Origin of the sequence: Streptacidiphilus sp. EB103A (assembly GCF_041261405.1) — a bacterium.
Classification (GTDB): domain Bacteria; phylum Actinomycetota; class Actinomycetes; order Streptomycetales; family Streptomycetaceae; genus Streptacidiphilus.
In genome coordinates, this window is the sequence record NZ_JBGCAQ010000007.1 from 225,629 (window position 1) to 249,632 (window position 24,004).

Annotated in this window: 25 protein-coding genes and 1 tRNA gene; 8 read left to right on the top strand and 18 right to left on the bottom strand. The window is 69.9% G+C overall.

Features of this window, described 5'->3' with window-relative positions; all coding sequences use genetic code 11:
• Positions 1 to 284: 284 nt before the first annotated feature.
• Genes ABH941_RS13940 through ABH941_RS13950 form a run of 3 tightly spaced genes read right to left on the bottom strand, consistent with a single transcriptional unit; the run spans position 285 to position 2,972 of the window.
• Positions 285 to 1,283: an ATP-binding cassette domain-containing protein gene (locus tag ABH941_RS13940; RefSeq protein WP_370129348.1), complete on the bottom strand. Its 999-nt coding sequence runs from the start codon at positions 1,281 to 1,283 to the stop codon at positions 285 to 287.
• A gap of 35 nt (positions 1,284 to 1,318) precedes the next feature.
• Complete coding sequence (locus ABH941_RS13945) at positions 1,319 to 2,152, bottom strand: ABC transporter permease (RefSeq protein ID WP_370129349.1); 834 nt, start codon at positions 2,150 to 2,152, stop codon at positions 1,319 to 1,321.
• A gap of 4 nt (positions 2,153 to 2,156) precedes the next feature.
• On the bottom strand, positions 2,157 to 2,972 hold the full coding sequence (locus tag ABH941_RS13950; RefSeq protein WP_370129491.1) for an ABC transporter permease: 816 nt from the start codon (positions 2,970 to 2,972) through the stop codon (positions 2,157 to 2,159).
• A gap of 419 nt (positions 2,973 to 3,391) precedes the next feature.
• Here ABH941_RS13950 and ABH941_RS13955 point away from each other — a divergent pair, with 419 nt between their 5' ends.
• On the top strand, positions 3,392 to 5,788 hold the full coding sequence (locus ABH941_RS13955) for a transglycosylase domain-containing protein (protein ID WP_370129350.1): 2,397 nt from the start codon (positions 3,392 to 3,394) through the stop codon (positions 5,786 to 5,788).
• A gap of 29 nt (positions 5,789 to 5,817) precedes the next feature.
• Here ABH941_RS13955 and ABH941_RS13960 read toward each other — a convergent pair whose 3' ends face one another.
• Together ABH941_RS13960 and ABH941_RS13965 are read right to left on the bottom strand one after the other, a co-directional pair.
• Positions 5,818 to 6,120 carry a co-chaperone GroES gene (locus ABH941_RS13960; RefSeq protein WP_134006281.1) on the bottom strand — a complete coding sequence of 101 codons (303 nt, stop codon included), beginning with the start codon at positions 6,118 to 6,120 and terminating at the stop codon, positions 5,818 to 5,820.
• A gap of 143 nt (positions 6,121 to 6,263) precedes the next feature.
• Positions 6,264 to 6,617: a DUF3618 domain-containing protein gene (locus tag ABH941_RS13965; RefSeq protein WP_370129351.1), complete on the bottom strand. Its 354-nt coding sequence runs from the start codon at positions 6,615 to 6,617 to the stop codon at positions 6,264 to 6,266.
• Between the two features lie 169 nt (positions 6,618 to 6,786).
• On the opposite strand from ABH941_RS13965, the gene bcp reads away from it, so the two are divergent.
• A complete protein-coding gene (gene bcp / locus ABH941_RS13970; protein WP_370129352.1) occupies positions 6,787 to 7,266 on the top strand; it encodes a thioredoxin-dependent thiol peroxidase in 480 nt (159 codons plus the stop codon).
• Positions 7,267 to 7,338: 72 nt separating this feature from the next.
• Here the strand turns inward: bcp and ABH941_RS13975 are convergent, their stop codons facing one another.
• Together ABH941_RS13975 and ABH941_RS13980 are read right to left on the bottom strand one after the other, a co-directional pair.
• Positions 7,339 to 9,705 (bottom strand): glycosyl hydrolase family 18 protein, encoded by a 2,367-nt coding sequence (locus tag ABH941_RS13975; protein WP_370129354.1) that lies wholly within the window; start codon positions 9,703 to 9,705, stop codon positions 7,339 to 7,341.
• A gap of 130 nt (positions 9,706 to 9,835) precedes the next feature.
• A complete protein-coding gene (locus ABH941_RS13980) occupies positions 9,836 to 11,371 on the bottom strand; it encodes a carbohydrate binding domain-containing protein (protein WP_370129355.1) in 1,536 nt (511 codons plus the stop codon).
• A gap of 458 nt (positions 11,372 to 11,829) precedes the next feature.
• On the opposite strand from ABH941_RS13980, the gene ABH941_RS13985 reads away from it, so the two are divergent.
• Positions 11,830 to 12,852 (top strand): HNH endonuclease signature motif containing protein, encoded by a 1,023-nt coding sequence (locus tag ABH941_RS13985; protein ID WP_370129357.1) that lies wholly within the window; start codon positions 11,830 to 11,832, stop codon positions 12,850 to 12,852.
• Positions 12,853 to 12,866: 14 nt separating this feature from the next.
• Positions 12,867 to 12,951 (top strand) — tRNA-Leu (locus tag ABH941_RS13990).
• Between the two features lie 484 nt (positions 12,952 to 13,435).
• Here the strand turns inward: ABH941_RS13990 and rdgB are convergent.
• The 3 genes from rdgB to ABH941_RS14005 all read right to left on the bottom strand — a co-directional run bounded on the left by rdgB (position 13,436) and on the right by ABH941_RS14005 (position 15,171).
• Positions 13,436 to 14,044 carry an RdgB/HAM1 family non-canonical purine NTP pyrophosphatase gene (rdgB, locus tag ABH941_RS13995; protein WP_370129358.1) on the bottom strand — a complete coding sequence of 203 codons (609 nt, stop codon included), beginning with the start codon at positions 14,042 to 14,044 and terminating at the stop codon, positions 13,436 to 13,438.
• 5 nt (positions 14,045 to 14,049) lie between these two features.
• Positions 14,050 to 14,775, bottom strand: a complete 726-nt coding sequence (gene rph, locus ABH941_RS14000; protein WP_370129359.1) for a ribonuclease PH — start codon at positions 14,773 to 14,775, stop codon at positions 14,050 to 14,052.
• Between the two features lie 159 nt (positions 14,776 to 14,934).
• Positions 14,935 to 15,171: a glucose PTS transporter subunit EIIB gene (locus ABH941_RS14005; protein ID WP_370129360.1), complete on the bottom strand. Its 237-nt coding sequence runs from the start codon at positions 15,169 to 15,171 to the stop codon at positions 14,935 to 14,937.
• Between the two features lie 212 nt (positions 15,172 to 15,383).
• Between ABH941_RS14005 and ABH941_RS14010 the strand changes: the two genes are divergently transcribed.
• Positions 15,384 to 16,640, top strand: coding sequence for a PTS transporter subunit EIIC (locus ABH941_RS14010; RefSeq protein ID WP_370129362.1), 1,257 nt, complete (start codon positions 15,384 to 15,386; stop codon positions 16,638 to 16,640).
• Between the two features lie 19 nt (positions 16,641 to 16,659).
• On the opposite strand, the gene ABH941_RS14015 is transcribed toward ABH941_RS14010, so the two are convergent.
• From ABH941_RS14015 to clpS, 8 genes are all read right to left on the bottom strand, one after another.
• Positions 16,660 to 17,406, bottom strand: a complete 747-nt coding sequence (locus ABH941_RS14015) for an MBL fold metallo-hydrolase (protein WP_370129363.1) — start codon at positions 17,404 to 17,406, stop codon at positions 16,660 to 16,662.
• 247 nt (positions 17,407 to 17,653) lie between these two features.
• Positions 17,654 to 17,854: a MarR family transcriptional regulator gene (locus ABH941_RS14020; protein ID WP_134004495.1), complete on the bottom strand. Its 201-nt coding sequence runs from the start codon at positions 17,852 to 17,854 to the stop codon at positions 17,654 to 17,656.
• Between the two features lie 215 nt (positions 17,855 to 18,069).
• On the bottom strand, positions 18,070 to 19,038 hold the full coding sequence (locus tag ABH941_RS14025; protein WP_370129364.1) for a PLP-dependent cysteine synthase family protein: 969 nt from the start codon (positions 19,036 to 19,038) through the stop codon (positions 18,070 to 18,072).
• Positions 19,038 to 19,316 carry a MoaD/ThiS family protein gene (locus ABH941_RS14030; RefSeq protein WP_042404254.1) on the bottom strand — a complete coding sequence of 93 codons (279 nt, stop codon included), beginning with the start codon at positions 19,314 to 19,316 and terminating at the stop codon, positions 19,038 to 19,040. The genes ABH941_RS14025 and ABH941_RS14030 overlap by 1 nt, the downstream gene beginning before the upstream one ends.
• Before the next feature lie 91 nt (positions 19,317 to 19,407).
• Positions 19,408 to 19,512 carry a putative leader peptide gene (locus ABH941_RS14035; protein ID WP_347879451.1) on the bottom strand — a complete coding sequence of 35 codons (105 nt, stop codon included), beginning with the start codon at positions 19,510 to 19,512 and terminating at the stop codon, positions 19,408 to 19,410.
• Positions 19,513 to 19,645: 133 nt separating this feature from the next.
• Positions 19,646 to 20,074: a Mov34/MPN/PAD-1 family protein gene (locus ABH941_RS14040; protein ID WP_370129365.1), complete on the bottom strand. Its 429-nt coding sequence runs from the start codon at positions 20,072 to 20,074 to the stop codon at positions 19,646 to 19,648.
• Between the two features lie 64 nt (positions 20,075 to 20,138).
• Positions 20,139 to 20,720, bottom strand: a complete 582-nt coding sequence (locus tag ABH941_RS14045) for a DUF2017 domain-containing protein (protein WP_370129367.1) — start codon at positions 20,718 to 20,720, stop codon at positions 20,139 to 20,141.
• 71 nt (positions 20,721 to 20,791) lie between these two features.
• Entirely contained in the window at positions 20,792 to 21,094 is a 303-nt protein-coding gene (clpS, locus tag ABH941_RS14050; protein WP_243876339.1) for an ATP-dependent Clp protease adapter ClpS, read from the bottom strand.
• 174 nt (positions 21,095 to 21,268) lie between these two features.
• Here clpS and ABH941_RS14055 point away from each other — a divergent pair, with 174 nt between their 5' ends.
• From ABH941_RS14055 to ABH941_RS14065, 3 genes are all read left to right on the top strand, one after another.
• Positions 21,269 to 22,612, top strand: coding sequence for a nicotinate phosphoribosyltransferase (locus tag ABH941_RS14055; protein ID WP_370129369.1), 1,344 nt, complete (start codon positions 21,269 to 21,271; stop codon positions 22,610 to 22,612).
• 124 nt (positions 22,613 to 22,736) lie between these two features.
• Positions 22,737 to 23,330 carry a nicotinamidase gene (locus tag ABH941_RS14060; RefSeq protein WP_370129370.1) on the top strand — a complete coding sequence of 198 codons (594 nt, stop codon included), beginning with the start codon at positions 22,737 to 22,739 and terminating at the stop codon, positions 23,328 to 23,330.
• A 320-nt stretch (positions 23,331 to 23,650) separates the two neighbouring features.
• A complete protein-coding gene (locus ABH941_RS14065; protein WP_370129372.1) occupies positions 23,651 to 23,932 on the top strand; it encodes a hypothetical protein in 282 nt (93 codons plus the stop codon).
• Positions 23,933 to 24,004 lie beyond the last annotated feature (72 nt).

Below are 24,004 nucleotides of genomic sequence, written 5' to 3' on the forward strand. Positions count from 1 at the left end.
GTGGGGGTACGGGGGGTCGCTCCCCGGAAATCTGGAGCACGACTCCAGTCTGCCCTCCGCGCCATCGAAGTCACGGCGTGACCACGGATGACCCCGTCCCTGACTCATCCCTGACCCGTCCCTGACCCGGCGTCCGGCCACGCCGCCCGGACCGCTCGCGCCGCCCGTCCCCTCCACGGGCGGCGCGAGCCCGGTCACCGGCCGCAGCACGGTCTCCGATGATCGCATCTGGTCCAGACCAGTACAAGGACTCCCGCCGCATCAGCGGAGGGCAGCCCTGGCCGTCACCCGGCGGCGACCGACCCTTCCAGGCTGCGCTGCCCCTCCCCCACCTCCCCTCCGTACATCCGGGCGATGACGTCCTCGATCGCCGGCTCCTTCACCGACAGGTCGACCAGCGGATAGCGCGCCGCGATCGCCGCCACCAGCGGGGCCGCGCTGTCGGCCGCCGGGAAGGCGAGCCACTGGCGCGGACCCTCCACCCGCACCACCCGGGCGCCGGGGACACTGATGGGCTCCGGCTCGGGGGCGGCCAGATCGACCACCAGGGTGCGTTCGCTGCCGCCGATCCCGTGCAGGCCCTCCAGTCCGCCGTCGTAGACCACCCGGCCGTGGTCGATCACCATCACCCGCGAGCAGAGCCGCTCGATGTCGGTGAGGTCGTGCGTGGTGAGCAGCACCGTGGTGCCCGACTCCGCGTTGATCTCGGCCAGGAACTCACGGACCCGGTTCTTGCTGATCACGTCCAGGCCGATGGTGGGCTCGTCCAGGTAGAGCACCTCCGGGTCGTGCAGCAGCGCCGCCGCGATGTCGCCGCGCATCCGCTGGCCCAGCGACAGCTGACGCACCGGCACGTCCAGCAGCGGTCCGAGCTCCAGCAGGTCGATGCAGCGGTCCAGGTTGCGCCGGTAGCGGGCGTCCTCGATCCGGTAGATCCGCCGGGCCAGCTCGTAGGAGTCGCGCAGCGGCAGGTCCCACCACAGGGTGGTGCGCTGCCCGAAGACCACCCCGATCCGCCGGGCCAGCCGGACCCGCTCCCGGGAGGGGTCGGCGCCTGCGACCCGCAACCGCCCCTCGCTGGGGACCAGGATGCCGGTCAGCATCTTGATGGTGGTGGACTTGCCCGCGCCGTTGGGGCCGATGTAGCCGACCATCTCCCCGGCCGCGACCTCGAAGCTGAGCCCGTCCACGGCCCGCACCTCGGTGCGCTCCCGCCGCAGCCGTCCGACCTTGCGCCGTACCGTGAAGGTCCTGGCCACGTCCTCGACCTCGATGATTGCCATGCCGTCGGTTCCTCTCGGATAGTTCTGATGGAACGTCAACTTCCGGTACTGCGATACGAGCGGATCCCGGCCCGCCAGGCGAGCCCGGCCGCCGTCGCGCACAGCAGCGCCGCCAGCGGCGAGGCGAAGCGGAACCAGCCCGGCACCCCGATCGGGTCGGGCAGGCCCAGCAGGTAGAGCGCGGGCAGCCAGTTCACGAACGCCAGCGGGATCCCGTAGACCGCACCGCGGACCAGGTCGCGGGCGAACACCGAGGGCGGGTACTGGAGCATGGTCGCCCCGCCGTAGGTCACCGAGTTCTGCACCTCGGCCGCGTCCGTGGCGAAGAACTGGAAGGCCGCCCCGGCGACGAAGACCGAGCCGAAGATCACCGTCCCACACAGCACCAGCACGGCCATCACCAGCAGCTTGGGGACGGTCCAGTCCAGCCGCAGCTCCGCCAGCGACCAGCCCAGCACCAGCAGGCTCTGCACCACCCGCCCGGCCCGGCGCAGCGCGAAGCGGTCCGCGCCCAGCTGCGCCAGCGCGGCGGCCGGACGGACCAGCACGGTGTCCACCGAGCCGTCGCGGACCCGCTGCCCGAGCTGGTCCAGGCTGCCCACCAGCAGGTCGGCCAGCCCCAGCGTCAGACCGGAGGTCCCGTACAGGAAGGCGACCTGCGGCAGGGTCCAGCCGCCCAGGGTCGTGGTGTGCCGGAACATCACCGCGATGACGACGAAGTCCAGCAGCGAGGTCACCCCGTTGCCGATGGTGGTGATCCAGAACGAGGCCCGGTACGCCAGCGAGGCCCGCAGCCACATCCCGGCCACCAGCCGGTACGCCCGCAGCGCCTCCCTGGTCCGCCGGTACGGGGACAGCGGGGCACTCATCGGGTCAGCCACCCTGGACCACCACCTTTCGCACCACCGCGCGCTGGAGCAGCTGCCCGGCCCCCAGCAGCACCCCGGTCCAGCCCAGTTGCAGCAGCAGCCCCGCCGCGAGCGCCGCACCGGTGCGGCGCTGCAGGAAGACGTCCAGCGGGATCTGCACCATCGCCGCCCAGGGCAGGTGCTGCGCCACCGCCGCCAGCGCGGCCGGCAGCAGCGACAGCGGCAGCAGGAAACCGGAGAAGAACATCCCCAGCACCACCGTCACCTGCCGGATCCCGCGCGGGTCCATCAGCCAGAAGCCGGTCAGCGCGGCCAGGTAGCGCAGCAGGAAGCTGACGACCACCGCGAGGCCGACCGAGAGCAGCGCGCCGGCCCAGGTCAGCGCCTGCGTCGCCGGACCGCCGGCCGGCATCCGCAGACGGAAGAACAGGCTGCCGACCAGCATCGGCACGATGCCCCGGCTGAGCAGGTGGTAGCAGGCCCGGCCGAGGTCGGCGGAGAGCCACCACACCTGCTGGTCCACCGGACGGTAGAGGTCCACGGCGATGTCGCCGTTGACGATCCTGGCCTCGATGTCGTCCTGGACGCCGCCGCCCATCGCGGCGACCGGCATCAGCAGGGCCTGGCCGAGCCAGACATAGGTGAGGGCGGCGCTGAGGTCGTAGCCGCCCAGGTGCGGGCGGACCTGCCAGAGCGCCTGGTAGGTGTAGGCGATGAAGAAGCCGAAGACGGTGTTGGTGAGCACGCCCGCCCAGGTGGCGGCGCGGTACCCGGCGTAGCGCCGGAAGCTGCCGCGGGCCACCGCGGCGTACAGCCGCAGCGAGCCGCCGTGGCGGCCCCGGAGGGCGGGGAGGGTCGGGAGCGGGGTCGGATCGGGGGGATGGGCCAGGGCAACGGACTGGGCCACAAGCAAGGTCCTCTCTATCGATTTGTCGACACAGCGCAGCCCACTGCCACCACGGCGCGCGGGAACGCCAAACAGGCCCCTTTCGCGGACACCCGGGGGGTGCGCGCAAGGGGCTTCTCTCGGTATGCGGTTGTCACGCCAGCGTAGCGACCGCCACCGGGCGATGTCACAGGCACGCCACAAACGGCCGTATCCATGCCTGTCGGCCTTCTGCGGGGTAGCCGGTAAGGCAGTGTGGAACCTAATCCTGCGCAAAGCGCGTCATAGGGATATTGGGCACAAAAATGGACACTGCGTCAGGTGAGTGGCCACGGACAAGGAGCAGGACGCGGATGAGCAGCGACCCGAGGGGACCTCAGGGAGAGGGCTGGGGCCCCGCCGGAGGCGATGACCCGGACGGTCCCGCGCATCCCATGGACCCGGACACCCTGGAGGCCGAGGACCGCGCCCAGGGCGGCGGCATGGGCGGCGGCTTCCGCGACCGGCACCGCACGAAGAAGCAGGCCCGCAAGGCCGCCCGCAAGGCCAAGCCCTGGTGGCGCCGGGCCATCCCGACCTGGCGGATGGTCCTCGGCGGGCTGGTCGGCCTGCTGCTGATCCTGGTCGGCGCCTTCGTCGTGATGTACATGACCGTCAAGGTGCCCGACCCCAACGCCGCCGCCACCGCGCAGAGCAATGTGTACTACTACGCCGACGGCAAGACCGAGCTCGGCCGCACCGGCGCGACCAACCGGATCTCCGTCCCGATCGACCAGATCGCGCTGAACATGCAGCACGCCGCGGTCTCCGCCGAGGACCGCACCTTCTACAGCAACCAGGGCGTCAGCATCAGGGGCACCGTCCGGGCCGGCTGGCAGACCGTCAGAGGGAACGGCCTCCAGGGCGGCTCCACCATCACCCAGCAGTACGTCAAGAACTACTACCTGACCCAGGACCAGACGGTCACCCGCAAGGTCAAGGAGTTCTTCATCTCGCTCAAGGTCGACCAGACCATGAGCAAGAACGACATCATGGCCGGGTACCTCAACACCAGCTACTTCGGCCGCAACGCCTACGGCATCCAGGCCGCCGCCCAGGCCTACTACGGCATCGGCGCCGCCCAGCTGAGCGTCCCGCAGGCGGCCTACCTCGCCGCCCTGCTGCAGGCCCCCAGCGCCTACGACGTCGGCACCGCCACCACGGCCGGCAAGGCCGCAGCGGTGGCGCGCTGGAACTACGTCCTGGACGGCATGGTCAAGCTCGGCTGGGTCAGCCAGAGCGACCGCAACGCGATGACCTTCCCCACCACCAAGGCGCCGGGACCCACTCCCGGCGTCAGCGGGCAGGCGGGCTACCTCATCGACATCGCCGACCAGTACCTCTACGACAACAACGTCATCACCGCGGCCCAGCTCAACGCCGGCGGCTGGAAGATCACCACCACCTTCGTCAAGCAGAACCAGGACCAGCTGGCCGCCGCGGTGAAGAAGGAGTTCAGCGACAAGCTGCCGAACACCGCGAAGGCCAAGGACGTCCGCGCAGCGGCCGGCTCGGTCGACCCCACCACCGGCAAGCTGGTGGCCGCGTACGGCGGGCCCGACTACACCAAGCAGCAGTTCAACGACGCCACCCGCACCGACATCCAGGTCGGCTCCACCTTCAAGGCCTTCGACCTGGCCGCCGGACTGCAGAACAACTCCAAGACCCAGGACGGCCGGGCGATCACCCCGTTCACCTACTACGACGGCACCAGCGGACGCAGCGTCCAGGGCCTGCCCTCGGGCCAGACCTACGCACCGCCGAACGAGGACAACCAGGACTACGGCCAGATCACCCTCGCCTACGCCATGAAGAAGTCGGTCAACTCGGTGTACGCGCAGGAGGCCGTCGACGCGGGCCTGGACAACGTCCGGAAGACCGCCATCGCCGCCGGGCTCCCCGCCGGCACCCCGGACATGAGCGCCGGCAACCCCGCCCTCGCCCTCGGCGTGGCCACCCCCAGCGCCGTCGAGATGGCCGGGGCGTACTCCACCATCGACAACCACGGCCAGCAGATCACCCCCTGGTCGGTCCAGTCCCTCAGCCACGAAGGCACCAGCAAGGCGCTGCCCGAGCACAAGACCACCCAGGCCTTCAGCCGTGCCACCGCCGACGCCGTCACCTCGGTGCTGCAGGGCGTCGTCAGCACCAACGGCACCGGCTATGTGGCGCTCGACCTGAACCGCCCCGCGGCGGGCAAGACCGGCACCACCGACGACAACAAGTCCGCGTGGTTCATCGGCTACACCCCGCAGCTGGTCACCTCGGTCGGCCTGTTCGCCGAGGACGCCACCACCCACGCCAGGCTCGCGCTCGGCGACGCCGCCGGGGTCACCCGGGTCAACGGCGGGTCCTTCCCGGCCCAGATCTGGACCGACTACATGACCTCGGCGCTCAACAACCAGCCGGTCCAGCAGTTCACCCTGGACACCTCGGTCGTCGACAACAGCAGCCCCGTCGCCTCGGCCAGCCCCACCACTCCGGCCACCACCCCGGCGGCCGGCACCACCGCTCCGTCCACCCCGGCGTCCACCACCCCGGCCGCGAGCCTCTCCCCGTCGACCGCCCCCAGCACCGCGGCGTCCACCTCCGGCGCAGCCACCCCGAGCCAGTCCGCCACGACCACCCCCACCAGCACCGGCGCCGCGACATCCACCGCCATCAGCCTGCCCACCTTCGCCTCGGCGACGGCCCGCGCGGGCAATCCATAGCCGGCGGGGAGGGGAAGGAGGTCAGAACGTCAGAGGTACAGCCCGGTGGAGCCGGTGGTGTCCCCCACCCGCTCCGACGCCACCGCGTGGACGTCGCGTTCCCGCAGCAGGACGTACAGCTCTCCCCTGACCTCGACCTCGGAACGGTCCTCGGGGTCGTAGAGGACCCGGTCGCCAGGCTCGATCGAACGCACGTTCTGGCCGATCGCGACGACCTTGGCCCATGCGCATCGCTTGCTCAGCTCAGCGGTCGCCGGGATCAGGATGCCGCCGGTGGAGCGCCGATCGCCCTCCGGGCCGTCCGTACGGACCAGGACCCGGTCGTGCAGCATCCGGATGGGAAGCTTCTCTCCGAAGGAGTCGGACGCGGGGGCAGACGATTCGCTCACCCCAGGACCGTACACCGCCGCGCCGACAGCAGCCGACCCGTGGGCGCACCCCCGCGCCCCTCCCCCGTTCCGTGGGGCTCCGGCGCCTACTGCTTGCGGCGACGCAGCAGGACCAGACCCACCACGACCGCACCGGCGACAGCCGCCACCGGCACGATCCGCTCCTTGCGCGGATTGCCCTTCTCGTCCACGAACTGGGCCCGCAGCTGCTCCACGCCCCGGCTCGCCGCCACGAACGCCCGGCCCGCCGTCCGGTCCACCACCGCCTTGGCGTCGGCCTTGGCCTTGCCGACGATCGTGGACGGGTGCACCGCTACGGCCAGCTCGTCCAGCGTCGCCGCCAGCTGCTTCCGGGTCCGGATGATGTCCGCCTCGATCTGTGCGGCGGAACGCCCGTCCGGGCCGTTGTCCTTGCCCCTCGTGCCGACGACCTCGCCCACGAGTCCACCTTCCTCCGCTACCCACGCCACCTGTGCACCTGACGGACAGTTTGTCAGGTCCCGTGACGCCTTGCGCATCGGCACCCCGGTCTCCCGTCGCGCTGTCGTACCCGGGCGGTACGTTCTTCTGGGCACGACCTTCCCACCTCACGTACCAGCAGGAGCACCCATGACGGACCAGCGGACCAAACTGCAGGCCGGCGACACCGCCCCGGCCTTCACCCTCCCGGACGCCGACGGCAAGCCGGTCTCCCTGGCCGACCACCTCGGCCGCAAGGTCGTCGTCTACTTCTACCCGGCCGCGCTGACCCCCGGCTGCACCAAGCAGGCCTGCGACTTCACCGACAACCTGGACCTGCTCGCGGGGGCCGGCTACGACGTCATCGGCGTCTCCCCGGACAAGCCCGAGAAGCTCGGCAAGTTCCGCGAGAAGGAGCACCTCAAGGTCACCCTGGTGGCGGACCCCGAGAAGGAGGTACTCCAGGCGTACGGGGCCTTCGGCGAGAAGACCATGTACGGCAAGACCGTCACCGGCGTGATCCGCTCCACGTTCGTCGTGGACGAGGCGGGCAAGATCGAGCACGCGTTCTACAACGTCAAGGCCACCGGGCACGTCGCCAAGCTGATCCGCGACCTCAAAATCAGCTGAGCACCTGCATGCCGAAGGGGCGGCACACCCGTCCGGGTGCACCGCCCCTCCCCTGCGCGGAGTCCTTGCTGCTTACTGCATGGAACTGTTCATCGTGTTGATCAGCGAGCCGCTGGAGTCGTCGCCCTCGAAGGAGAAGGCGAAGATGCCGCCCAGCCCGTTCGACGTGGCGTAGGCGCCGCGCGCGGTGATCGCCTGCGGGGTGTCACCGGTGTAGAAGTTGGTGCCGTCGTAGATCCAGGAGCTCTGGGTGGTCGCGTCCCAGTGGACGGTGCTGCCGGTGGTCAGACCCTTGGCCGCGAGCTCCTTCCAGTCCGCGATACCGGCCTGCTGGGTGTAGGTCTGCACCGGGCTGGCCCCGGTCGCCGACTGGTAGAGGCCGTAATTGCTGCCGGCCGTCACCCCGGTCCAGCCGCGGAAGTAGAACGGCACGCCCAGCACCAGCTTGCTCGCCGGGAAGCCGCCGGTGATCCCGTACGCGGAGTCACCCGAGGTGTAGGCCTTGATGGTGTTGTCGACGTTGTACTTCTCGGTCCCGGGCGCGATCGCCGTGCTCGGGTCGGAGGCCGTGTTGTGCAGCGGGTCCTGGAAGTTGGTCGGACCGGTCGAGTCCCAGGCGCCGTGCATGTCGTAGGTCATGATGTCGCCGTAGTCCAGGGACTTGGCGATCTGCGCGGGCTGGATCAGCGCAATCTTGTCCTGGCCGCTGGGCAGCGCCGCGGTCAGCAGGAAGTGCTTGCCGATGCTCGAGCCGTAGGCGTCCAGCTCGGTGCGGAACTCGGCCAGCAGCGCCGAGTAGTTGGCGGTGTCGGCAGCCGAGGTGTGATTGCCGGTGTGGCCGCCCGTCGAGGCCGGGTACTCCCAGTCGATGTCGATCCCGTCGAACAGGCCCGCGGCCGCGCCGGTACCGCCGGAGGCGTCACCGGAGACGCCGGTCGGCAGGTTGCCCTTGATGAACATGTTGATGCAGGAGGAGACGAACGCCTTCCGGGAGGCGTCGGTGGCCGCCGCGTCCGAGAAGTACTTGGAGTAGGTCCAGCCGCCGATGGAGAGGTTGATCTTCAGGTTGGGGTACTTGGCCTTCAGTTCCCGCAGCTGGTTGAAGTTGCCCTTGATCGGCTGCGACCAGGTGTCCGAAGTACCGTCGACGCTGATGTCGCTGGTGTAGGACTTCTGGTAGTCCGCGAAGGCGTCGCCCGCGCCGTCACCCGCGCTGGCGTCGGACTCGTTGGTGGAGTCGCTGGCCTTCACCGCCTCGAAGCAGGTGTGGGCGGTGGGGTCGATGTTCTCGAACGCGTAGGTGATGACCTTCATGTTCGCGGCCGCGCCGGAGGTCCCCACGTTCTTCGGGTAGTAGGCGTTGCCGTAGATCGACCACTGGTCGAAGTACGCCGACTTCATCGCACCGGTCGCCGCGCCGGCCGTGGTCGCCGACACCGCGCCGGACTGCGCCGAGGCGTGGCCGTCCTTGTCGTACCCCTGGACGGTGAAGGAGTAGGCGGTGTTCGGCAGCAGCGAGCTGACGGTCACCGAGGTGCCCATCGAGGTCGCCACCAGGTTGGAGCCCGAGTAGACGTAGTAGCCGGGGGTGTCCCCGGTCTGCGAGGTGTCCGTGGACGCCGCCCAGGAGAGGGTCACCGCGGTGTTGGTGACCTTCGCGCTGACACCGGTGGGGGTGCTCACCAGGCCGTCACCGGTCGGACCGCTGCCGGTGCCGGAGGTGGCGGTGCTGCTGGGGGACGCCGAGGCGCTGGCCGAGGCGGACGCGGAGGCGCTCGCGCTGGCACTGGCACTCGCGCTGGCGCTCGCCGACGGCGAGGCGGAAGCACTGGCGGACGCCGAGGCGGAAGCGGAGGCCGAGGCACTGGCCGACGCACTCGCCGAGGCGCTGCTGCTACTGCTCCCACCGGGCCCGGTCAGCGTCACATCATCGGCGTAGTACGAGCCCTGCCCGTACCAGCCGTGCGTGTACACCTGCACCGAGGTCGTCGCCGAACCGGTCGTGAACGAGGTCGACAGCTGCTGCCAACTGGTCGCGCTCGGCGTCCAGTTGCTGGCGCTCACGCCCGTCCCGGTCGCGCCGAGGTAGACGTAGGCGCCCTCGACGTAGCCCGACAGGCTGTACGTGGTGTTGGGCAGCACCGTCACGGTCTGCGTGCACTGCGCGTCGTCCGAGCTGGACGCCGCACCCAGCAGCGCGTGCGAGCCGCCGTGCACGGGCGAGCTGACCACGCTGCCCAGCGAGCAGGTCCAGCCGCTGAGGGTGCCGGTCTCGAAGTCACCGTTGGTCAGCAGATTGGTGGATGCGGCACTGGCCCCGGTGACGGTCGAGGCGAGCGCGACGGAACCGGCTATCAGCACCGTCGCAGTGGCGAGCGCGGTACCGCGCCTCATCCTTGGCCTTACGGCGCGGGGGGCGGACGGGACGCGTTCTGGCATGACAGGACTCCTGGAGGGAGAGGGTTTGTGGGGGAACACCCGCGCCGGACTGTGAGCACGACATGCGCAGAGCTATGTGGGGGTGCATGACGTGGCCCGACGCGGGTGGAACGTGGGGGCTGACGCAGGGTCAGCCGTTGAACTGGGTGAGGATCTTGGTGAAGTCGTACGCGTTCTGGGTGACGCTGCTGCACGCCCCGTCGGCCCAGTTGTGGACGACGTTCGGGTCGCAGACGCGGTCCCGGTTGACGTCCCAGTAGGAGAACGCGGCGGCGTGGTTGGCCTGCACGAAGCCGAGCAGGTCGGTGAAGGTCGACTGGGTGAACAGCTCGCTGGGCTGGTCAGTGTGACCGTTCATCAACTGCACGCTCAGGTGCGCCCACGCGGTGGCGGCGTCCCAGCCGTAGAGCTTCTCCAGCTGCGCGACCACGTCGCCGGCCACGGTCTCGGCGGCGGCCGTCTCCGTACCGGCGCTGAGCCCGAAGTCGAAGTCCATGATGTTGACCCGGTCGATCCGTGCCCCGTCGTTGATCGCCTGCTGGATCTCGTCCCGACCGGTGTCGGGAAGGCCGATGGTGGTCATCGGGATGGTCAGCGTCACCTTCAGGCTGGGATTGGCCGCCTCCAGCTGCTTGATCGCGCCCCAGCGCACCGCCATGTTGGCGTCCAGGCTGCCGTTCTCCCAGTCCAGGTCGATCCGGGTGAGCTTGTACTTGTTGATCACCTGCTGGTAGGCGGCGGCGAGCGCGGACGAACTGCCACAAGTGCTGCCCAGCTCGGTGCCGTTGTAGCCGCCGAACGACACCGCGACATCCCCTCCGGCCGCGCGGGCGGCGTTCACGTCCGCCAGCACGGCGGTGTCGGAGGCGACGCTGGAGGAGGCGCTGCCGTCCCAGGCCGGGGTGCAACCGCCGGAGTCCAGCACGAAGGCGAAGAGGAACTCGTTCTCACCGGACTTGGCGATGACGTCCGAGATCGCCTGCGGGCTGTTGTCGAGCGGCATCATGTAGACCGGGTGCCGGAACCCGGTGTCGGTGGGCGGGGTGGTGGCCGTGGCCGTAGCGGTGGGGCTCGCGCTCGCGCTGGCAGTCGGGCTGGCACTCGCCGTGGGAGAAGTCGTAGCCGTGGGCGTAGAAGTCGCCCCTCCCGCCGGCGGCCCGATCAACGACAGCTCATCGGCACCGAACGCCGCCTGCCCGTACCACCCGTGCACGTACACCTGCACCGACGTGGTGCTCGCGCCGGTCGTGAACGTCGTCGACAGCGTCTGCCAACTCGTCGCACTGGGCGTCCAGTTGCTGGCACTCACGCCCGTTCCGGTGGCCCCGAGGTAGACGTAGCTCCCCTCCACCTGCCCGCTCAACGTGTACGTCGAGTTGGGCGCGACCGCGACCGTCTGCGCGCACTGCGCGAAGTCCGACCCCGACGGCGTCCCGGACAGGGCGTACGAGCCCGCCGCGACGGGGCTGGTCACCACCTTGTCCGCAGTCGAACAGCTCCAGCCGCTCAGGCTCCCGCTCTCGAACCCTGGGTTGACCAGCAACTGCGCCGTACTCGCCTGCGCGCTCCCGCCAACGGCGAGCAACCCCCCGGCCGCCAGCAGCGCACCACAACACGCCGCCACCAGTACCCGCCGGGCCCCCGCCTGTGTGGGCGTACCGACCATCTCTGCCTCCGCAACATGAACCATCCGTGCCTGACACCTGCGGACCTGCTGCGGCAGTCGGATCCGAGACCCCCACACGACTCCCGGGTAACTACCGTTGTTGACGGATAAATTGGCCTGGACCATCCCCGCCCGTCAAGACCCCATTCGGCAACGTGTCACTTAAGTTCCCTTAAGGTTCAACAGATGGCCAGCTCAGAGCCCTACTCCTCCAAGGTGGCCTAGTCCTATTGGTCTCAACCACAACCATGCCCACCCCACCCACACCCCCCAAAGCATGTGACCCGCCTCACACCCCAAACGGCGTAACCCACCAGTTCCCCCCTCGTTGACCCATACGAACGCACCCCACCGCCCACTCGGCAGACGACGCTCCCGCAACCAGCCGAGGCGGCATCGCCATGCCCAACCCCTTCGGCCCGCGCGGCGCCGCCGCCGCAATGCCCCCGGAGGGACCCATGGCCACAACGGCGTACACCCGCGAGCACCTGGCTGAGACGGTCACCCGGTCAAGCAACTGGTGCGACCTGATGCGTCGGCTCGGTCGGACGTCGAGCGGAGGTCTGCGGAGGCAACTGCAGAGGCTCGTCATCGAGCACGGAATCGACACCAGCCACTTCAAGCAGCAGAGCGGATGGGCTCGCTACTCGGACGCCGCAATCGCCGATGCAGTGGCCCGTTCGACCACGATGCGCGAAGTGGCCCTCCACGTCGGCGCCGTACCCGCGAGCGGCACACTGAGCCACCTTCGCACCCGAGCGGCGCGGCTCCAGTTGGACATGAGCCACTTTCCACTCATGCCGTCCCGACTTCCGGACTTGGATCTGGACCAAGCCGAAGTGGTGACTGCCGCGGCCTTGGCCAGCAGCATCCGAGATCTCGCCCGGCGCCTCGGCCTCTCGGACGACAGTGCCAGCAGAAAGGCCCTCCAGAATCAGCTCGCCCAGTGGGACACCCACCCGGACTTCCGCTCAAGGCACCCTCTGCGAGTTGTGCACTCTCGCGAAGCGCTCCAGGCCCATGTGCAGGCCTCAACCAGCTTCGCCGAGGTCATGCGCCGTATGGGGCTGGCCACCAACTCGGGAAACCATCGCAAGATCCGCGAAGCAATCCGCGCAGCAGGGCTCGACACCAGCCATTTCACGCGCCGCTCAAACGACCTTCCACCCGTGAAGGCCACCTTCAATCCCGACAAAGTTCTGGTCCTTCGACCGCCGGGCAGCGCCCGCAGCAGTCACCCCCGCCTTCGGCGTGCCCTGGAAGCCAAGGGGGTTGCATACACGTGCCGCTCCTGCGGAAATCCCGGGGAGTGGCTGGGCAAACCGATGACGCTCCAGATCGACCACATCAACGGGGACTGGCTGGACAACCGCCTCGAGAATCTCCGCTTCCTCTGTCCTAACTGCCACTCGTTGACGGCCACCTGGTGCTCTGGCAATCGGCGGGGAGGAAGCACAACACGAGTTGAGCGGACGAGGTAGCATACCTGGCGTAAGCGGCCGTGGCGGAATTGGTCAGACGCGCTGCATTTAGGGTGCAGTGTTGGAAACAACGTGAGGGTTCGAGTCCCTCCGGCCGTACGCATGGAGGCCCACTCAGCCAAGCAGCCAGTGGGCCTCTTCCATGTAGCGCCGAAGCTTCCCGTACCAGCGGGATGCCTCAGCGACCGAGCCCCCGCCCCGACGCTGGCCAACCCGTGCGCGCTTGCTCCCGGCGCACCACCGTTTTCCGCTCCAGGCCCGTGCCTGGCTGAGCTGGCTCGCTCCGCTCGCGGGCAACAACGACGAGCCGGGCGCGGGGCTGGCGGTCGGCTCGTATTGCGCCCACCTGCCCGGCGGCCCTCGCTCAGAGCTGTTCGAGCTCGGCCGCGCGGCGGAGGTCCTTCGCCCGGCCGACCGGGCACCCCCCTCCCGCTTGTTGCCGTCGAGCGGCAGCGAGACCGAGCTCGGCCACGGGACGGAGCGGGTAGGGCGGCGCACCGGGTTGAGCACTACCGCGGATTCCCCGCCCCGCTGCCGCAGGCGCAGGCTGCTGCGGCGTCCGGCCTCCCCCACGGGCAGACCGTCAGCCGGTGACCAGCTCCCGCACCACCGGCACCAGTCCGCGGAAGGCTTCGCCCCGGTGGCTGATCGCGTTCTTCGCCTCCGGCGACAGTTCCGCGCAGGTCACCTCGTACCCGTCCGGCTGCAGGATCGGGTCGTAGCCGAAGCCGTTCGTCCCGACCGGTTCGAACCGGAGGGTGCCCCGTAGGCGGCCCATGACGACTCGTTCGGTGCCGTCGGGGAGGGCGAGGGCGGCGGCGCAGGCGAAGTGGGCGGCGCGGTGGGGTGGGGCGATGTCGGCCAGCTGGGCGAGCAGCAGGTCGAGGTTGGCCTTGTCGTCGCCGTGGCGGCCGGCCCAGCGGGCCGAGAAGATGCCGGGCGCGCCGCCGAGAACGTCGACGCAGAGGCCGGAGTCGTCCGCGACCGCCGGGAAGCCGGTGGCCTGGGCCAGCGCATGGGCTTTGAGCAGCGCGTTCTCCGCGAAGGTCACCCCGGTCTCGACCACGTCGGGGATCTCCGGGTAGGCGTCCGCGCCGACCAGCTCGACCCCCAGCCCCGCGTCGCCGAGGATGGTCCGGAGTTCGACCACCTTGCCCGTGTTGCGGGTGGCGAGAATGAGACGATCGGTCACCGCACTCACCCCTCCAGGACCTTGCGCTGGATCTGCTCCAGCTCGGCGCAGCCCTGCTGTCCCAGGTCCAGCAGCTGGTTCAGCAGGTCCCGGTCGAAGGGCGCGCCCTCCGCCGTGCCCTGGACCTCGACGAACTTCCCGTCACCCGTGCAGACGATGTTCATGTCCGTCTCGGCGCGCACGTCCTCCTCGTAGTTGAGGTCGAGCATCGGGAGCCCGCCCACGATGCCGACGCTGACCGCGCTCACGGATCCGACGATCGGGTTGGCCTTCGCCCGGGTGATCTTCTTCTCCTGGGCCCAGCGGATCGCGTCGACCAGGGCCACGTACGCCCCGGTGATGGCGGCCGTACGGGTGCCGCCGTCGGCCTGGAGGACGTCGCAGTCGATGGCGATGGTGTTCTCCGACAGGGCCCGGGTGTCCACGACACCGCGCAGCGAACGGCCGATCAGGCGGCTGATCTCGTGGGTGCGTCCGCCGATCTTGCCGCGGACGGACTCGCGGTCGTTGCGGGTGTTGGTGGCGCGGGGCAGCATCGCGTACTCGCCGGTGACCCAGCCCTCGCCGCTGCCGCGGCGCCAGCGCGGGACGCCCTCGGTGACGCTGGCGGTGCAGAGTACCCGGGTGTCCCCGAACGAGACCAGGACCGATCCCTCGGCGTGCTTGCTCCAGCCGCGCTCGATGGTGATGGGGCGGAGCTGGTCGAGGCTGCGGCCGTCGTTGCGTGTCATGGTTCCGACCCTATCCGCTGCCCCTGCGGGAAGACCAAGCAGATGCCGACGGCCCGCGCCCCGTCCGAGCCCAACCGGTCGTGCGGTCGAACGGGCGGACGGGCGGCGCGGGCCGTCGGCTGTGCCCTTCGCGAGGGCAGTCCAGGGGGTGACGGAGCGTTACTCCATCATGTCTTCGATGTCGGCTGCGATCGGGTCGGCGTCGGTGCCGATGACGACCTGGATCGCGGTGCCCATCTTGACCACGCCGTGCGCGCCGGCGGCCTTGAGGGCGGCCTCGTCGATGAGGGTGGCGTCCTTGACCTCGGTGCGCAGCCGGGTGATGCAGCCTTCAACCTCTTCGATGTTGTCGATGCCGCCGAGCCCCGCGACGATCTTCTCAGCCTTCGTGGCCATCGTTGTTCTCCTGTTCTCGGCCTGGGCCGTGTGCCCGACCCATGGGCGTGCTCCGGCACGGAGTGCCCTCTTGGTCCGCATTGACACGGTAACGCACGGTTGGCCCAACTTCGCGCGCGAAGATCACCCTGCTCCCCGAGGATGACGACAACGGGAGCCGTAGTGGACCAGCGAGCCCGACGAGGTCCGACGAGGCCCGACGAGGAGAGTGCATGAGCTCGGCGAACGCCGCCGCCCCCCAGGCGCCATGGTGGCAGGGCCTGATCAGCGGTCTGCAGAAGATGGGGCGCAGCCTCCAGCTCCCGATCGCGGTGCTCCCCGCAGCCGGCATCCTCAACCGCCTCGGCCAGGACGACATCCACACCAGTTGGGGCTTCCCCGTGAACCTGGTGAAGGTCTTCGGCGGCGCGGGCGGCGCACTTCTCGACGGCTCGCTCGGCCTCCCGCTGCTGTTCGCCGTCGGCGTCGCGATCGGCATGGCCAAGAAGGCCGACGGTTCGACCGCGCTCGCGGCGGTGGCGGGCTTCCTGGTCTACTACAACGTCCTGCACCAGTTCCCGGCCACCAAGGGCGTGGTGACGAACGGTGTCTACACTCCACCGACCTTCCAGAACCCCGGGGTCTTCGGCGGCATCGTCATCGGCCTGCTGTCGGCCTACTTCTGGCAGCGCTTCCACCGGGTGAAGCTGGTCGACTGGCTCGGCTTCTTCAACGGACGCCGGCTGGTCCCGATCATCATGGCCGGGGTGGCCCTGGTCTTCGCCGTCCTCTGCCTCTGGGTGTGGCCGCCGGTGGGACGCGGGCTCGACCACTTCGCCAACAGCATCACCAATCTGGGGGCGACCGGCTCCGGCATCTTCGGCGTCGCCAACCGCGTCCTGCTGGTCTTCGGCCTGCACCAGTTCCTGAACGTCTTCTTCTGGTTCCAGTTCGGGGACTTCACCAAGCCGGACGGCACGGTCGTCCACGGTGACATCAACCGCTTCCTGGCGGGCGACCCCTCAGCCGGCCAGTTCACCTCGGGCTTCTTCCCGATCATGATGTTCGCGCTCCCCGCCGCCGCCCTCGCGATCGCGCACTGCGCCAAGCCGCACCGCCGCAAGGAGGTGATGGGCCTGATGATCTCCGTCGGCCTGACCTCCTTCGTCACCGGCGTCACCGAGCCGATCGAGTACTCGTTCCTCTACATCGCCCCGGTCCTCTACGGCATCCACGCCATCCTGACGGGTGTCTCCATGGCGGTGACCTGGGGCCTGGGCGTCCACGACGGGTTCAGCTTCTCGGCCGGGCTGATCGACTACGTCATCAACTGGAGTCTGGCCACCAAACCATGGCTGATCATCCCGATCGGCCTGGTGTTCGCGGTGGTCTACTACTCGATCTTCAGATTCGTGATCACCAAGTTCAACCTCAAGACCCCGGGCCGCGAGGACGACGCGGACGAACTGGAAGCAGAGGTCATCAAGTAGCAGCAGGCCGAAAGCGCCGTCAGATCGAGTACACGGCCCCCGGCAGGGCCAACTCGACCGGGTGGCCGAAGGCCGCCGCCGCGTCGCTGCGGTTGCGCTCCGGGTCCGTCCACGGGGGGATGTGGGTGAGCACCAGCCGCCCGACTCCGGCGCGGGCGGCGTGCTCACCGGCCTGGCGGCCGTTGAGGTGGAGGTCCGGGATGTCCTCCTTGCCGTCGGTGAAGGCGGCCTCGCTGAGCAGCAGGTCGGCGCCGCGCGCCAGCGCGACCAGTTCCTCGCAGGGGCCGGTGTCGCCGCTGTAGACGAAGGCGCTGCCGCCCTGCTCGACCCGGAAGGCGTAGGCCTCGACCGGGTGGGCGACCCGCGCGGCGGTGACGGTGAAGGGTCCGAGGGTGAAGGTGCCGTCCCGCAGCGTGCGGAAGTCGAAGACCTCCTTCATCCCCGGGTGCTCGTCCATGTCGTAGGCCCGGGCCAGCCGCTCCGGGGTGCCGTGCGGGCCGTAGACGGGCAGCGGGTCGGGGCAGCCGCCGACCCGGTAGTTCCGGGCCACGTAGTAGGCGCACATGTCGACGCAGTGGTCCGCGTGCAGATGGCTGAGCAGGACGGCGTCCACGTCGTAGAGGCCCGTGTACTTCTGCAGCGCGCCGAGCGCGCCGTTGCCCAGGTCGATGACCAGCCGGTAGCCCTCGGCCTCGACCAGGTAGCAGGAGCAGGGAGAGTCGGCTGACGGAAAGCTCCCCGAGCTTCCCACCACGGTCAGTTCCATTCAGCTTCTCCTCGCGAAATCCGCACGCCAGGGACCACCGACCACGGGGTCACGTGGGGGTGCGGGGGGTCGCTCCCCGAAAGTTTGGAGCATCCCGCGTCCTCCGCCGGTTCGTCCTTCGTCCCCCACCACTGCAGAGTCGAGGGTAAGGCGGCGTTAAGCCTTCGCTGCTGTGCGCGGGGCCGGTTGTGGTCGGAATCACCAGTACGGGGGGAGCCGCGCGCTCCCCCCGTACTCATGTGCGCCGCTATCTGTCCCGGCTGTGCGGGCGGCGGGCGCTCCAGGTTCTGATCGTGGATGCGTACCAACGCGGCTGGCCGAGGACGGTGACGACGTCTGGATCGGGCAGCATTCCGTGACGCCGGTACGACTTCACAGTCTCTGGCTTGACGCCGATATGAGCGGCGATCTCGGTGTAGGACCAGAGCTCGCCGTTGCGAGGACTCATCCCGGTACCTCCTCCGGCTGGACGTATGACCAGGTCTGACGCGTTCTCACCAGCTGGTCGGCTGAAGTGCTCTCAACCTTTTCCGGCCCAACGAGGCAGAGGCTCGCTGATCCTTCCCTGTCGACGTTCTGTGACCGTTCCGGATCACGAAACGGACAAATAAAAGGCCCCCACCCGTGTCACACAGGTGGGGGCCCTCATGCCGAACAAAGGCGTCAGGCCCAGAGCTGGCCCTGCAGCGCCTCGACCGCGTCCTCGGTGGTGGCCGCCGTGTAGATGCCGGTGGAGAGGTACTTCCAGCCGCCGTCCGCGACGACGAAGACGATGTCGGCCCGCTCGCCGGCCCTCGCGGCCTTGCGGCCGACGCCGAGGGCGGCGTGCAGGATGGCTCCGGTGGAGACGCCGGCGAAGATCCCCTCCTGCTGGAGCAGGTCGCGGGTGCCCCGGACGGCGTCCGCCGAGCCGACCGAGAAGCGGGTGGAGAGCACGGACGCGTCGTACAGCTCGGGGACGAAGCCCTCGTCCAGGTTGCGCAGCCCGTAGACCAGGTCGTCGTAGCGCGGTTCGACGGCGACGATGGTGACACCGGGGACCTTCTCGCGCAGGAAGCGTCCGACGCCCATCAGGGTGCCGGTGGTGCCGAGCCCGGCCACGAAGTGGGTGACGGTCGGCAGGTCGGCGAGGATCTCAGGACCGGTGGTGGCGTAGTGCGCGCCGGCGTTGTCGGGGTTGCCGTACTGGTAGAGCATCACCCAGTCGGGGTGCTCGGCGGCGAGCTCCTTGGCGACCCGGACGGCGGTGTTGGAGCCGCCGGCCGCCGGGGAGGGGATCACCTCGGCGCCCCACATGCGCAGCAGCTCGCGCCGCTCCTCGCTGGTGTTCTCCGGCATGACGCAGACCATCCGGTAGCCCTTGAGCTTGGCCGCCATGGCGAGCGAGATGCCGGTGTTGCCGCTGGTCGGCTCCAGGATCGTGCAGCCCGGGGTGAGCCGGCCGTCGGCCTCGGCCCGCTCGATCATGTGCAGCGCGGGACGGTCCTTGATCGAGCCGGTGGGGTTGCGGTCCTCCAGCTTGGCCCAGAGCCGTACAGCCCCCGCCTCGTTGCCGTCGATGCCCGCCGACAGGCGCGGCAGGCCGACGAGGGGGGTGTTGCCGACGGCTTCGAGGGGGGTGTCGTACTTCATCAGACGGAACCGCCGGCGACCGCGGGGAGGATGGTGACGTTGTCGTTGTCGCCGAGGGCGGTGTTGATGCCGTCGAGGAAGCGGACGTCCTCGTCGTTGAGGTAGACGTTGACGAAGCGGCGCAGCTCGCCGGCGTCCACCAGGCGGGCGCGGATGCCGGGGTGCCGGGCGTCGAGGTCGGCGAAGAGCGCGTCCAGGGTGGCGCCGTTGCCTTCGACGGCCTTCGCGCCGTCGGTGTAGGTGCGGAGGATGGTGGGGATGCGGACCTCGATGGCCATGGCTGCTGCGCTCCTGTGGAGTGGGAGTGGAGGGGGAAAGCTGCGGACGCGGTGACGCGGCCCGGGAAGCGGGATGGGTTGCTGCGCGGGCTCAGCTGGTGCGACAGATCGCGCTGGCGAGGCGGCACAGGTCGACGTGCAGCCGCGCCACGAGGCGGATGCCTGGGGCGGGAGTGCTCACATCGAGGGAACGCATGGGCTCATCGTATAGATTCCCGACCCCGGAAAGGCATGGGTGTCTCGCTCCATGGATGGTCGCGTCTCAGAAACCGGGACGTCGTCCGTGGACACACGCTCCTGCCCGGGGCCGGGGGCCGCTCCCGGCCCGTTCAGGCGTAGCCCTCGACGACCTGGACGTCTTCCTCTGTGATCTCGCCGTCCACAATGCGGAACGAACGGAACTGGAACTGGCCTTCGTCGCCGCCGCTGTCCGCCGTGGACACCAGCACGTAGTGGGCCCCCGGCTCGGAGGCGTAGGAGACGTCGGTGCGCGAGGGATATGCCTCGGTGGCGGTGTGCGAGTGGTAGACGACGACCGGCTCCTCGTCCCGGTCGTCCATCTCCCGGTAGAGCTTGAGCAGGTCACCCGAGTCGAACTCGTAGAAGGTGGGCGAGCGGGCGGCGTTCAGCATCGGGATGAAGCGCTCGGGCCGGTCGGTCCCGGCGGGTCCGGCGACGACGCCGCAGGCCTCGTCGGGGTGGTCGGCACGGGCGTGGGCGACGATCGCGTCGTGCAGGGCTCGGGTGATGGTCAGCATGACGCCAGAATAAGCAGCCTGCGGCGCCGGGCTGCTCCTGGACCCGGCGGGACCCGGACCGCCTTCAGCGGGCGATCACCTCGATCAGCGTCTCCTGCAGCCCGCCGAGCCAGAGGTACGCCATCACCAGCGGTTTGCGCGGGTCGTCGTCCGAGAGCCGGTACATCCCCTCGGCCTCGTCCGGGTCGTCGCTGACCTCCAGCCGGCTGCCGAGGGTGAGCCGCAGGTCGTTGAGGGCGCCGAGCCAGTGCGTGCAGCCGTCCTTGTCGAGCTGGACCTGGCTGCGGCCCTTGCGGTCGGCGTCGGCCGCGTCCAGGCTGCGGACCACGGCGAGGGCGTCCTCGCGCTTGCGGTCGCGCAGGTCGTTCTCGGTGAAGCGGCGGAACTCGGCGGAGAGCTCCGCGGCGTCCTCCTCGTCCTCTCCGTAGGCGTCGGGGAACAGCCGGGCCAGCGCCGGGTCCTCCGGCGCCTTGCTGGGCCCCTCGGCGAACAGCCTGGCCAGCGGGTCCTCGTCCTCCTCCGGCTCGTCGCCGGGGCCGAGCAGTTCCAGCATCTGGACGGAGAGGTTGCGCAGGATGGACACCTCGACCGGGTCGAGGGTGAGTGACGCGCCACCGTGGCGAGCGGGTTTGAACAGTCCGGCCATGAGGGGTCCGTGGCGCCTTTCGAGCATGGGGGAAGGAAAGCGGGAGGAAAGCCGAGCGGGCTGAGCGTATGTCACCTGTCGTGCTGCAGCGTGGCCCAGAGGCCGTAGCCGTGCATCGCCTGGACGTCCCGCTCCATCTCCTCGCGGCTCCCGCTGGAGACGGCGGCGCGCCCCTTGTGGTGCACGTCCATCATCAGCCTCCGCGCCTTGTCCTTGGGGTAGCCGAAATAGGACTGGAAGACGTACTCGACGTAACTCATCAGGTTGACCGGGTCGTTGTGGACGATGGTGACCCAGGGGTTGTCCGGGGACGGCGCCTCCTGCGAGGACGTGTCCCACTCGGTGCGCTCGATCTCGACCGGCGCGACGCTCACGATGTGGCTCCTCTTCGGTCCCGCGCGCCGTCCAGCGGGGTGGGGGTGCGGCGCGGGTCCTGCTTCAGCGTTTCGGGACACCCCCAATGCTGCCATCCGGGGGAAACACAAGCGATCCGGGGCTGCTCAGGCCGAGAAATCGTCAAACTGACGAGATGGCGCTAGCATCATCATATGGACGCCGCCCCACTGACTGCGCCAGCGCAGTCCACCGCGCTGCTCACCGACCGGTACGAGCTCACCATGCTGCAGGCCGCGCTGCGGAGCGGGGCAGCGCGGCGCCGCTCCGTCTTCGAGGTCTTCACCCGCCGGCTGCCCGAGGGCCGCCGCTACGGCGTGACGGCCGGAACCGGCCGGGTGCTGGACGCCGTGGAGTCCTTCCGCTTCACCACGCCGCAGCTCGACTGGCTCTCCGACCAGGGCGTCGTCGACGACACCACCCTCGCCTGGCTGGCCGATTACCGCTTCCGCGGCGACATCCGCGGCTACGGCGAGGGCGAGTGCTACTTCCCCGGGTCGCCGCTGATGGTGGTCGAGGGCAGCTTCGCCGAGGCGGTGATCCTGGAGACGGTGATCCTCTCGATCCTCAACTACGACTCGGCGATCGCCGCGGCCGCCTCCCGGATGTCCGCCGCCGCGGGCAGCCGCCCGCTGATCGAGATGGGGGCGCGCCGGGCGCACGAGCAGGCGGCCGTCTCGGCGGCCCGCGCCGCCTATGTGGCGGGCTTCTCGGCCACCTCGGACCTGCAGGCCGGGTTCCGTTACGGCCTGCCCACCACCGGCACCAGCGCGCACGCCTTCACCCTGCTGCACGACAGCGAGCGGGACGCCTTCACCGCCCAGGTCGCCAGCATGGGACGCGGCACCACGCTGCTGATCGACACCTACGACCTGGCCGAGGCTGTCCGCACCGCGATCGAGGTGGCCGGACCCGAGCTGGGCGCGGTCCGGATCGACTCGGGCGACCTGCTGATGCTGGCCCACCGGGTGCGCCGGCAGCTGGACGAGCTGGGGGCGGAGAAGACCAGGATCACCGTCACCAGCGACCTGGACGAGTACGCCATCGCGGCGCTCGGCAGCGCCCCGGTGGACGGCTACGGAGTGGGCACCTCCCTGGTCACCGGCAGCGGGCAGCCGACCTGCGCGATGGTCTACAAGCTGGTCGCCAGGGCCGCCTCGGACGACCCGGACGCGCCGCTGGTCCCGGTGGCGAAACGATCCGCCGGGGGCAAGGCCAGCCGCGGGGGGCGCAAGTGGGGCGCACGCCGGCTGGACCCGGAGGGCGTGGCCGAGGCCGAGGTCGTCGGCACCGGCCCGGTGCCGACGGAGCTGGCCGACCGGCTGCTGCAGATCCCGCTGATCACCGGCGGTGCCGTGGTCGGCCGCGAGCCGCTGCTCGCCGCACGCGAGCGACACCTCCGCTCGCGGGCCCAACTGCCGATCTCCGCGACCCAGTTGTCCAAGGGCGAACCGGTCATCCCGACCGACTACCTGGTGCCGGCGGAGCGGAACCTGTAAACCCGGTGAGCCCCGTAAGGACCCGGACGGTGCCCCCCTCTCGCAAGAACGCGCGGCGCTCCCTACTCTCTCTTTACCACTGTCCAACACCCCGCACCCTCCCGGCACAGCTCCAAGGAGAGCCATGCACCGCGCACTGATCGTCGTCGACGTGCAGAACGACTTCTGCGAGGGCGGCAGCCTCCCGGTCGCCGGAGGATCCGAGGTCGCCGCCTCGATCACCGACCTGGTGGCCGAGTCCACCGCCGGATACGCCCATGTGGTGGCCACCCGCGACCACCACATCGACCCGGGCGGCCACTTCTCCGCCACCCCCGACTTCGCCACCAGCTGGCCGGTGCACTGCGTGGCCGGGACCGAGGGCGTGGGCTTCCACCCCAACTTCGCACCCACCGTCACCTCCGGTGCGATCGAGGCGGTGTTCGACAAGGGCGCCTACGCCGCCGCGTACAGCGGGTTCGAGGGAGCGGACGAGAACGGGGTCTCGCTGGGCGACTGGCTGCGGCAGCGCGGGGTGACCGAGGTGGACGTGGTCGGCATCGCCACCGACCACTGCGTCCGCGCCACGGCGCTGGACGCGTCGCGGGAGGGGTTCGTCACCCGGGTGCTGCTGGACCTGACCGCCGGGGTGGCCAAGGAGTCCACCGAAACGGCGCTCAAGCAACTCCAGGACGCCGGTGTGACACTGACCGGAACCCCGGTGGTACTCGCCAACTGAAGCCGCTGGAGCGGCGTTTGAGCGAGGTGGGGCGCACTGTGCCGGATGGGGCGCACGGGGGCGCTAGCGGCATGTGCCAGAGGAACCCTCCGCCCTTTCGGTGAGCCGATGCGCCCCCTGTGCCTCCCGAAGTGAGGTTAGGCTGGGCGTCACCGGTCACCCAGCCGGGTATTTCAGCTGATGAACCTGGACCACCTTTCCGGGGGCGACCCCCCGTGCTCTGCTCGCATGTGCACCGCAACCGGAAGCAACGACAGGCCCCCCTTCAGCGGAGTCCGACCCCCCGGCCCGCAGCCCCGAAGCCCAAGGACGGAACAGCCATGCCACGTCTGACACCGGCCCAGATCTGCTACGGAACGCTCGCGGTGGTCGTCGCCACGGTCGCGCTCCTCGCCGCCTCCGGCGCCCACAGCCTCCTGACGATCAGCCTGCTGATGATCCTCGGGCTGACCCTCGGCACCATCGCCCTCGCCCTGGCGATAACCGCGCCCGCCCGGCGCGGGACCAAACCGACGGGCAGCCGCATGGTGGTGGGCGGCCGCCCCGCCTCGTCCCCGTCGGTGGAGTCCATCGAGCGCGAGCGCGAGGGCGCCCGCAGCTGAACCCGGCCTCACCGGCACACGTCCGGAGCGTCCGACCCCCAGCACCGGGTCGGGCGCTCCGGACGTGTGCCG

What these genes read in the sequence shown, in the direction of transcription:
- ABH941_RS14015 (WP_370129363.1), bottom strand. Translation starts at nt 17,406, where the DNA reads ATGGAACTGACCGTGGTGGGAAGCTCGGGGAGCTTTCCGTCAGCCGAC.
- ABH941_RS13955 (WP_370129350.1), top strand. Translation starts at nt 3,392, where the DNA reads ATGAGCAGCGACCCGAGGGGACCTCAGGGAGAGGGCTGGGGCCCCGCC.
- ABH941_RS14020 (WP_134004495.1), bottom strand. Translation starts at nt 17,854, where the DNA reads ATGAGTCCTCGCAACGGCGAGCTCTGGTCCTACACCGAGATCGCCGCT.
- ABH941_RS14045 (WP_370129367.1), bottom strand. Translation starts at nt 20,720, where the DNA reads ATGGCCGGACTGTTCAAACCCGCTCGCCACGGTGGCGCGTCACTCACC.
- ABH941_RS14065 (WP_370129372.1), top strand. Translation starts at nt 23,651, where the DNA reads ATGCCACGTCTGACACCGGCCCAGATCTGCTACGGAACGCTCGCGGTG.
- ABH941_RS14010 (WP_370129362.1), top strand. Translation starts at nt 15,384, where the DNA reads ATGAGCTCGGCGAACGCCGCCGCCCCCCAGGCGCCATGGTGGCAGGGC.
- ABH941_RS13940 (WP_370129348.1), bottom strand. Translation starts at nt 1,283, where the DNA reads ATGGCAATCATCGAGGTCGAGGACGTGGCCAGGACCTTCACGGTACGG.
- ABH941_RS14005 (WP_370129360.1), bottom strand. Translation starts at nt 15,171, where the DNA reads ATGGCCACGAAGGCTGAGAAGATCGTCGCGGGGCTCGGCGGCATCGAC.
- ABH941_RS13975 (WP_370129354.1), bottom strand. Translation starts at nt 9,705, where the DNA reads ATGCCAGAACGCGTCCCGTCCGCCCCCCGCGCCGTAAGGCCAAGGATG.
- ABH941_RS14040 (WP_370129365.1), bottom strand. Translation starts at nt 20,074, where the DNA reads ATGCTGACCATCACCCGAGCCCTGCACGACGCGATCGTCGCCCACGCC.
- rph (WP_370129359.1), bottom strand. Translation starts at nt 14,775, where the DNA reads ATGACACGCAACGACGGCCGCAGCCTCGACCAGCTCCGCCCCATCACC.
- ABH941_RS13980 (WP_370129355.1), bottom strand. Translation starts at nt 11,371, where the DNA reads ATGGTCGGTACGCCCACACAGGCGGGGGCCCGGCGGGTACTGGTGGCG.
- ABH941_RS13945 (WP_370129349.1), bottom strand. Translation starts at nt 2,152, where the DNA reads ATGAGTGCCCCGCTGTCCCCGTACCGGCGGACCAGGGAGGCGCTGCGG.
- ABH941_RS14035 (WP_347879451.1), bottom strand. Translation starts at nt 19,512, where the DNA reads ATGCGTTCCCTCGATGTGAGCACTCCCGCCCCAGGCATCCGCCTCGTG.
- ABH941_RS13960 (WP_134006281.1), bottom strand. Translation starts at nt 6,120, where the DNA reads ATGCTGCACGACCGGGTCCTGGTCCGTACGGACGGCCCGGAGGGCGAT.
- ABH941_RS14060 (WP_370129370.1), top strand. Translation starts at nt 22,737, where the DNA reads ATGCACCGCGCACTGATCGTCGTCGACGTGCAGAACGACTTCTGCGAG.
- ABH941_RS13985 (WP_370129357.1), top strand. Translation starts at nt 11,830, where the DNA reads ATGGCCACAACGGCGTACACCCGCGAGCACCTGGCTGAGACGGTCACC.
- ABH941_RS14025 (WP_370129364.1), bottom strand. Translation starts at nt 19,038, where the DNA reads ATGAAGTACGACACCCCCCTCGAAGCCGTCGGCAACACCCCCCTCGTC.
- ABH941_RS14030 (WP_042404254.1), bottom strand. Translation starts at nt 19,316, where the DNA reads ATGGCCATCGAGGTCCGCATCCCCACCATCCTCCGCACCTACACCGAC.
- bcp (WP_370129352.1), top strand. Translation starts at nt 6,787, where the DNA reads ATGACGGACCAGCGGACCAAACTGCAGGCCGGCGACACCGCCCCGGCC.
- ABH941_RS14055 (WP_370129369.1), top strand. Translation starts at nt 21,269, where the DNA reads ATGGACGCCGCCCCACTGACTGCGCCAGCGCAGTCCACCGCGCTGCTC.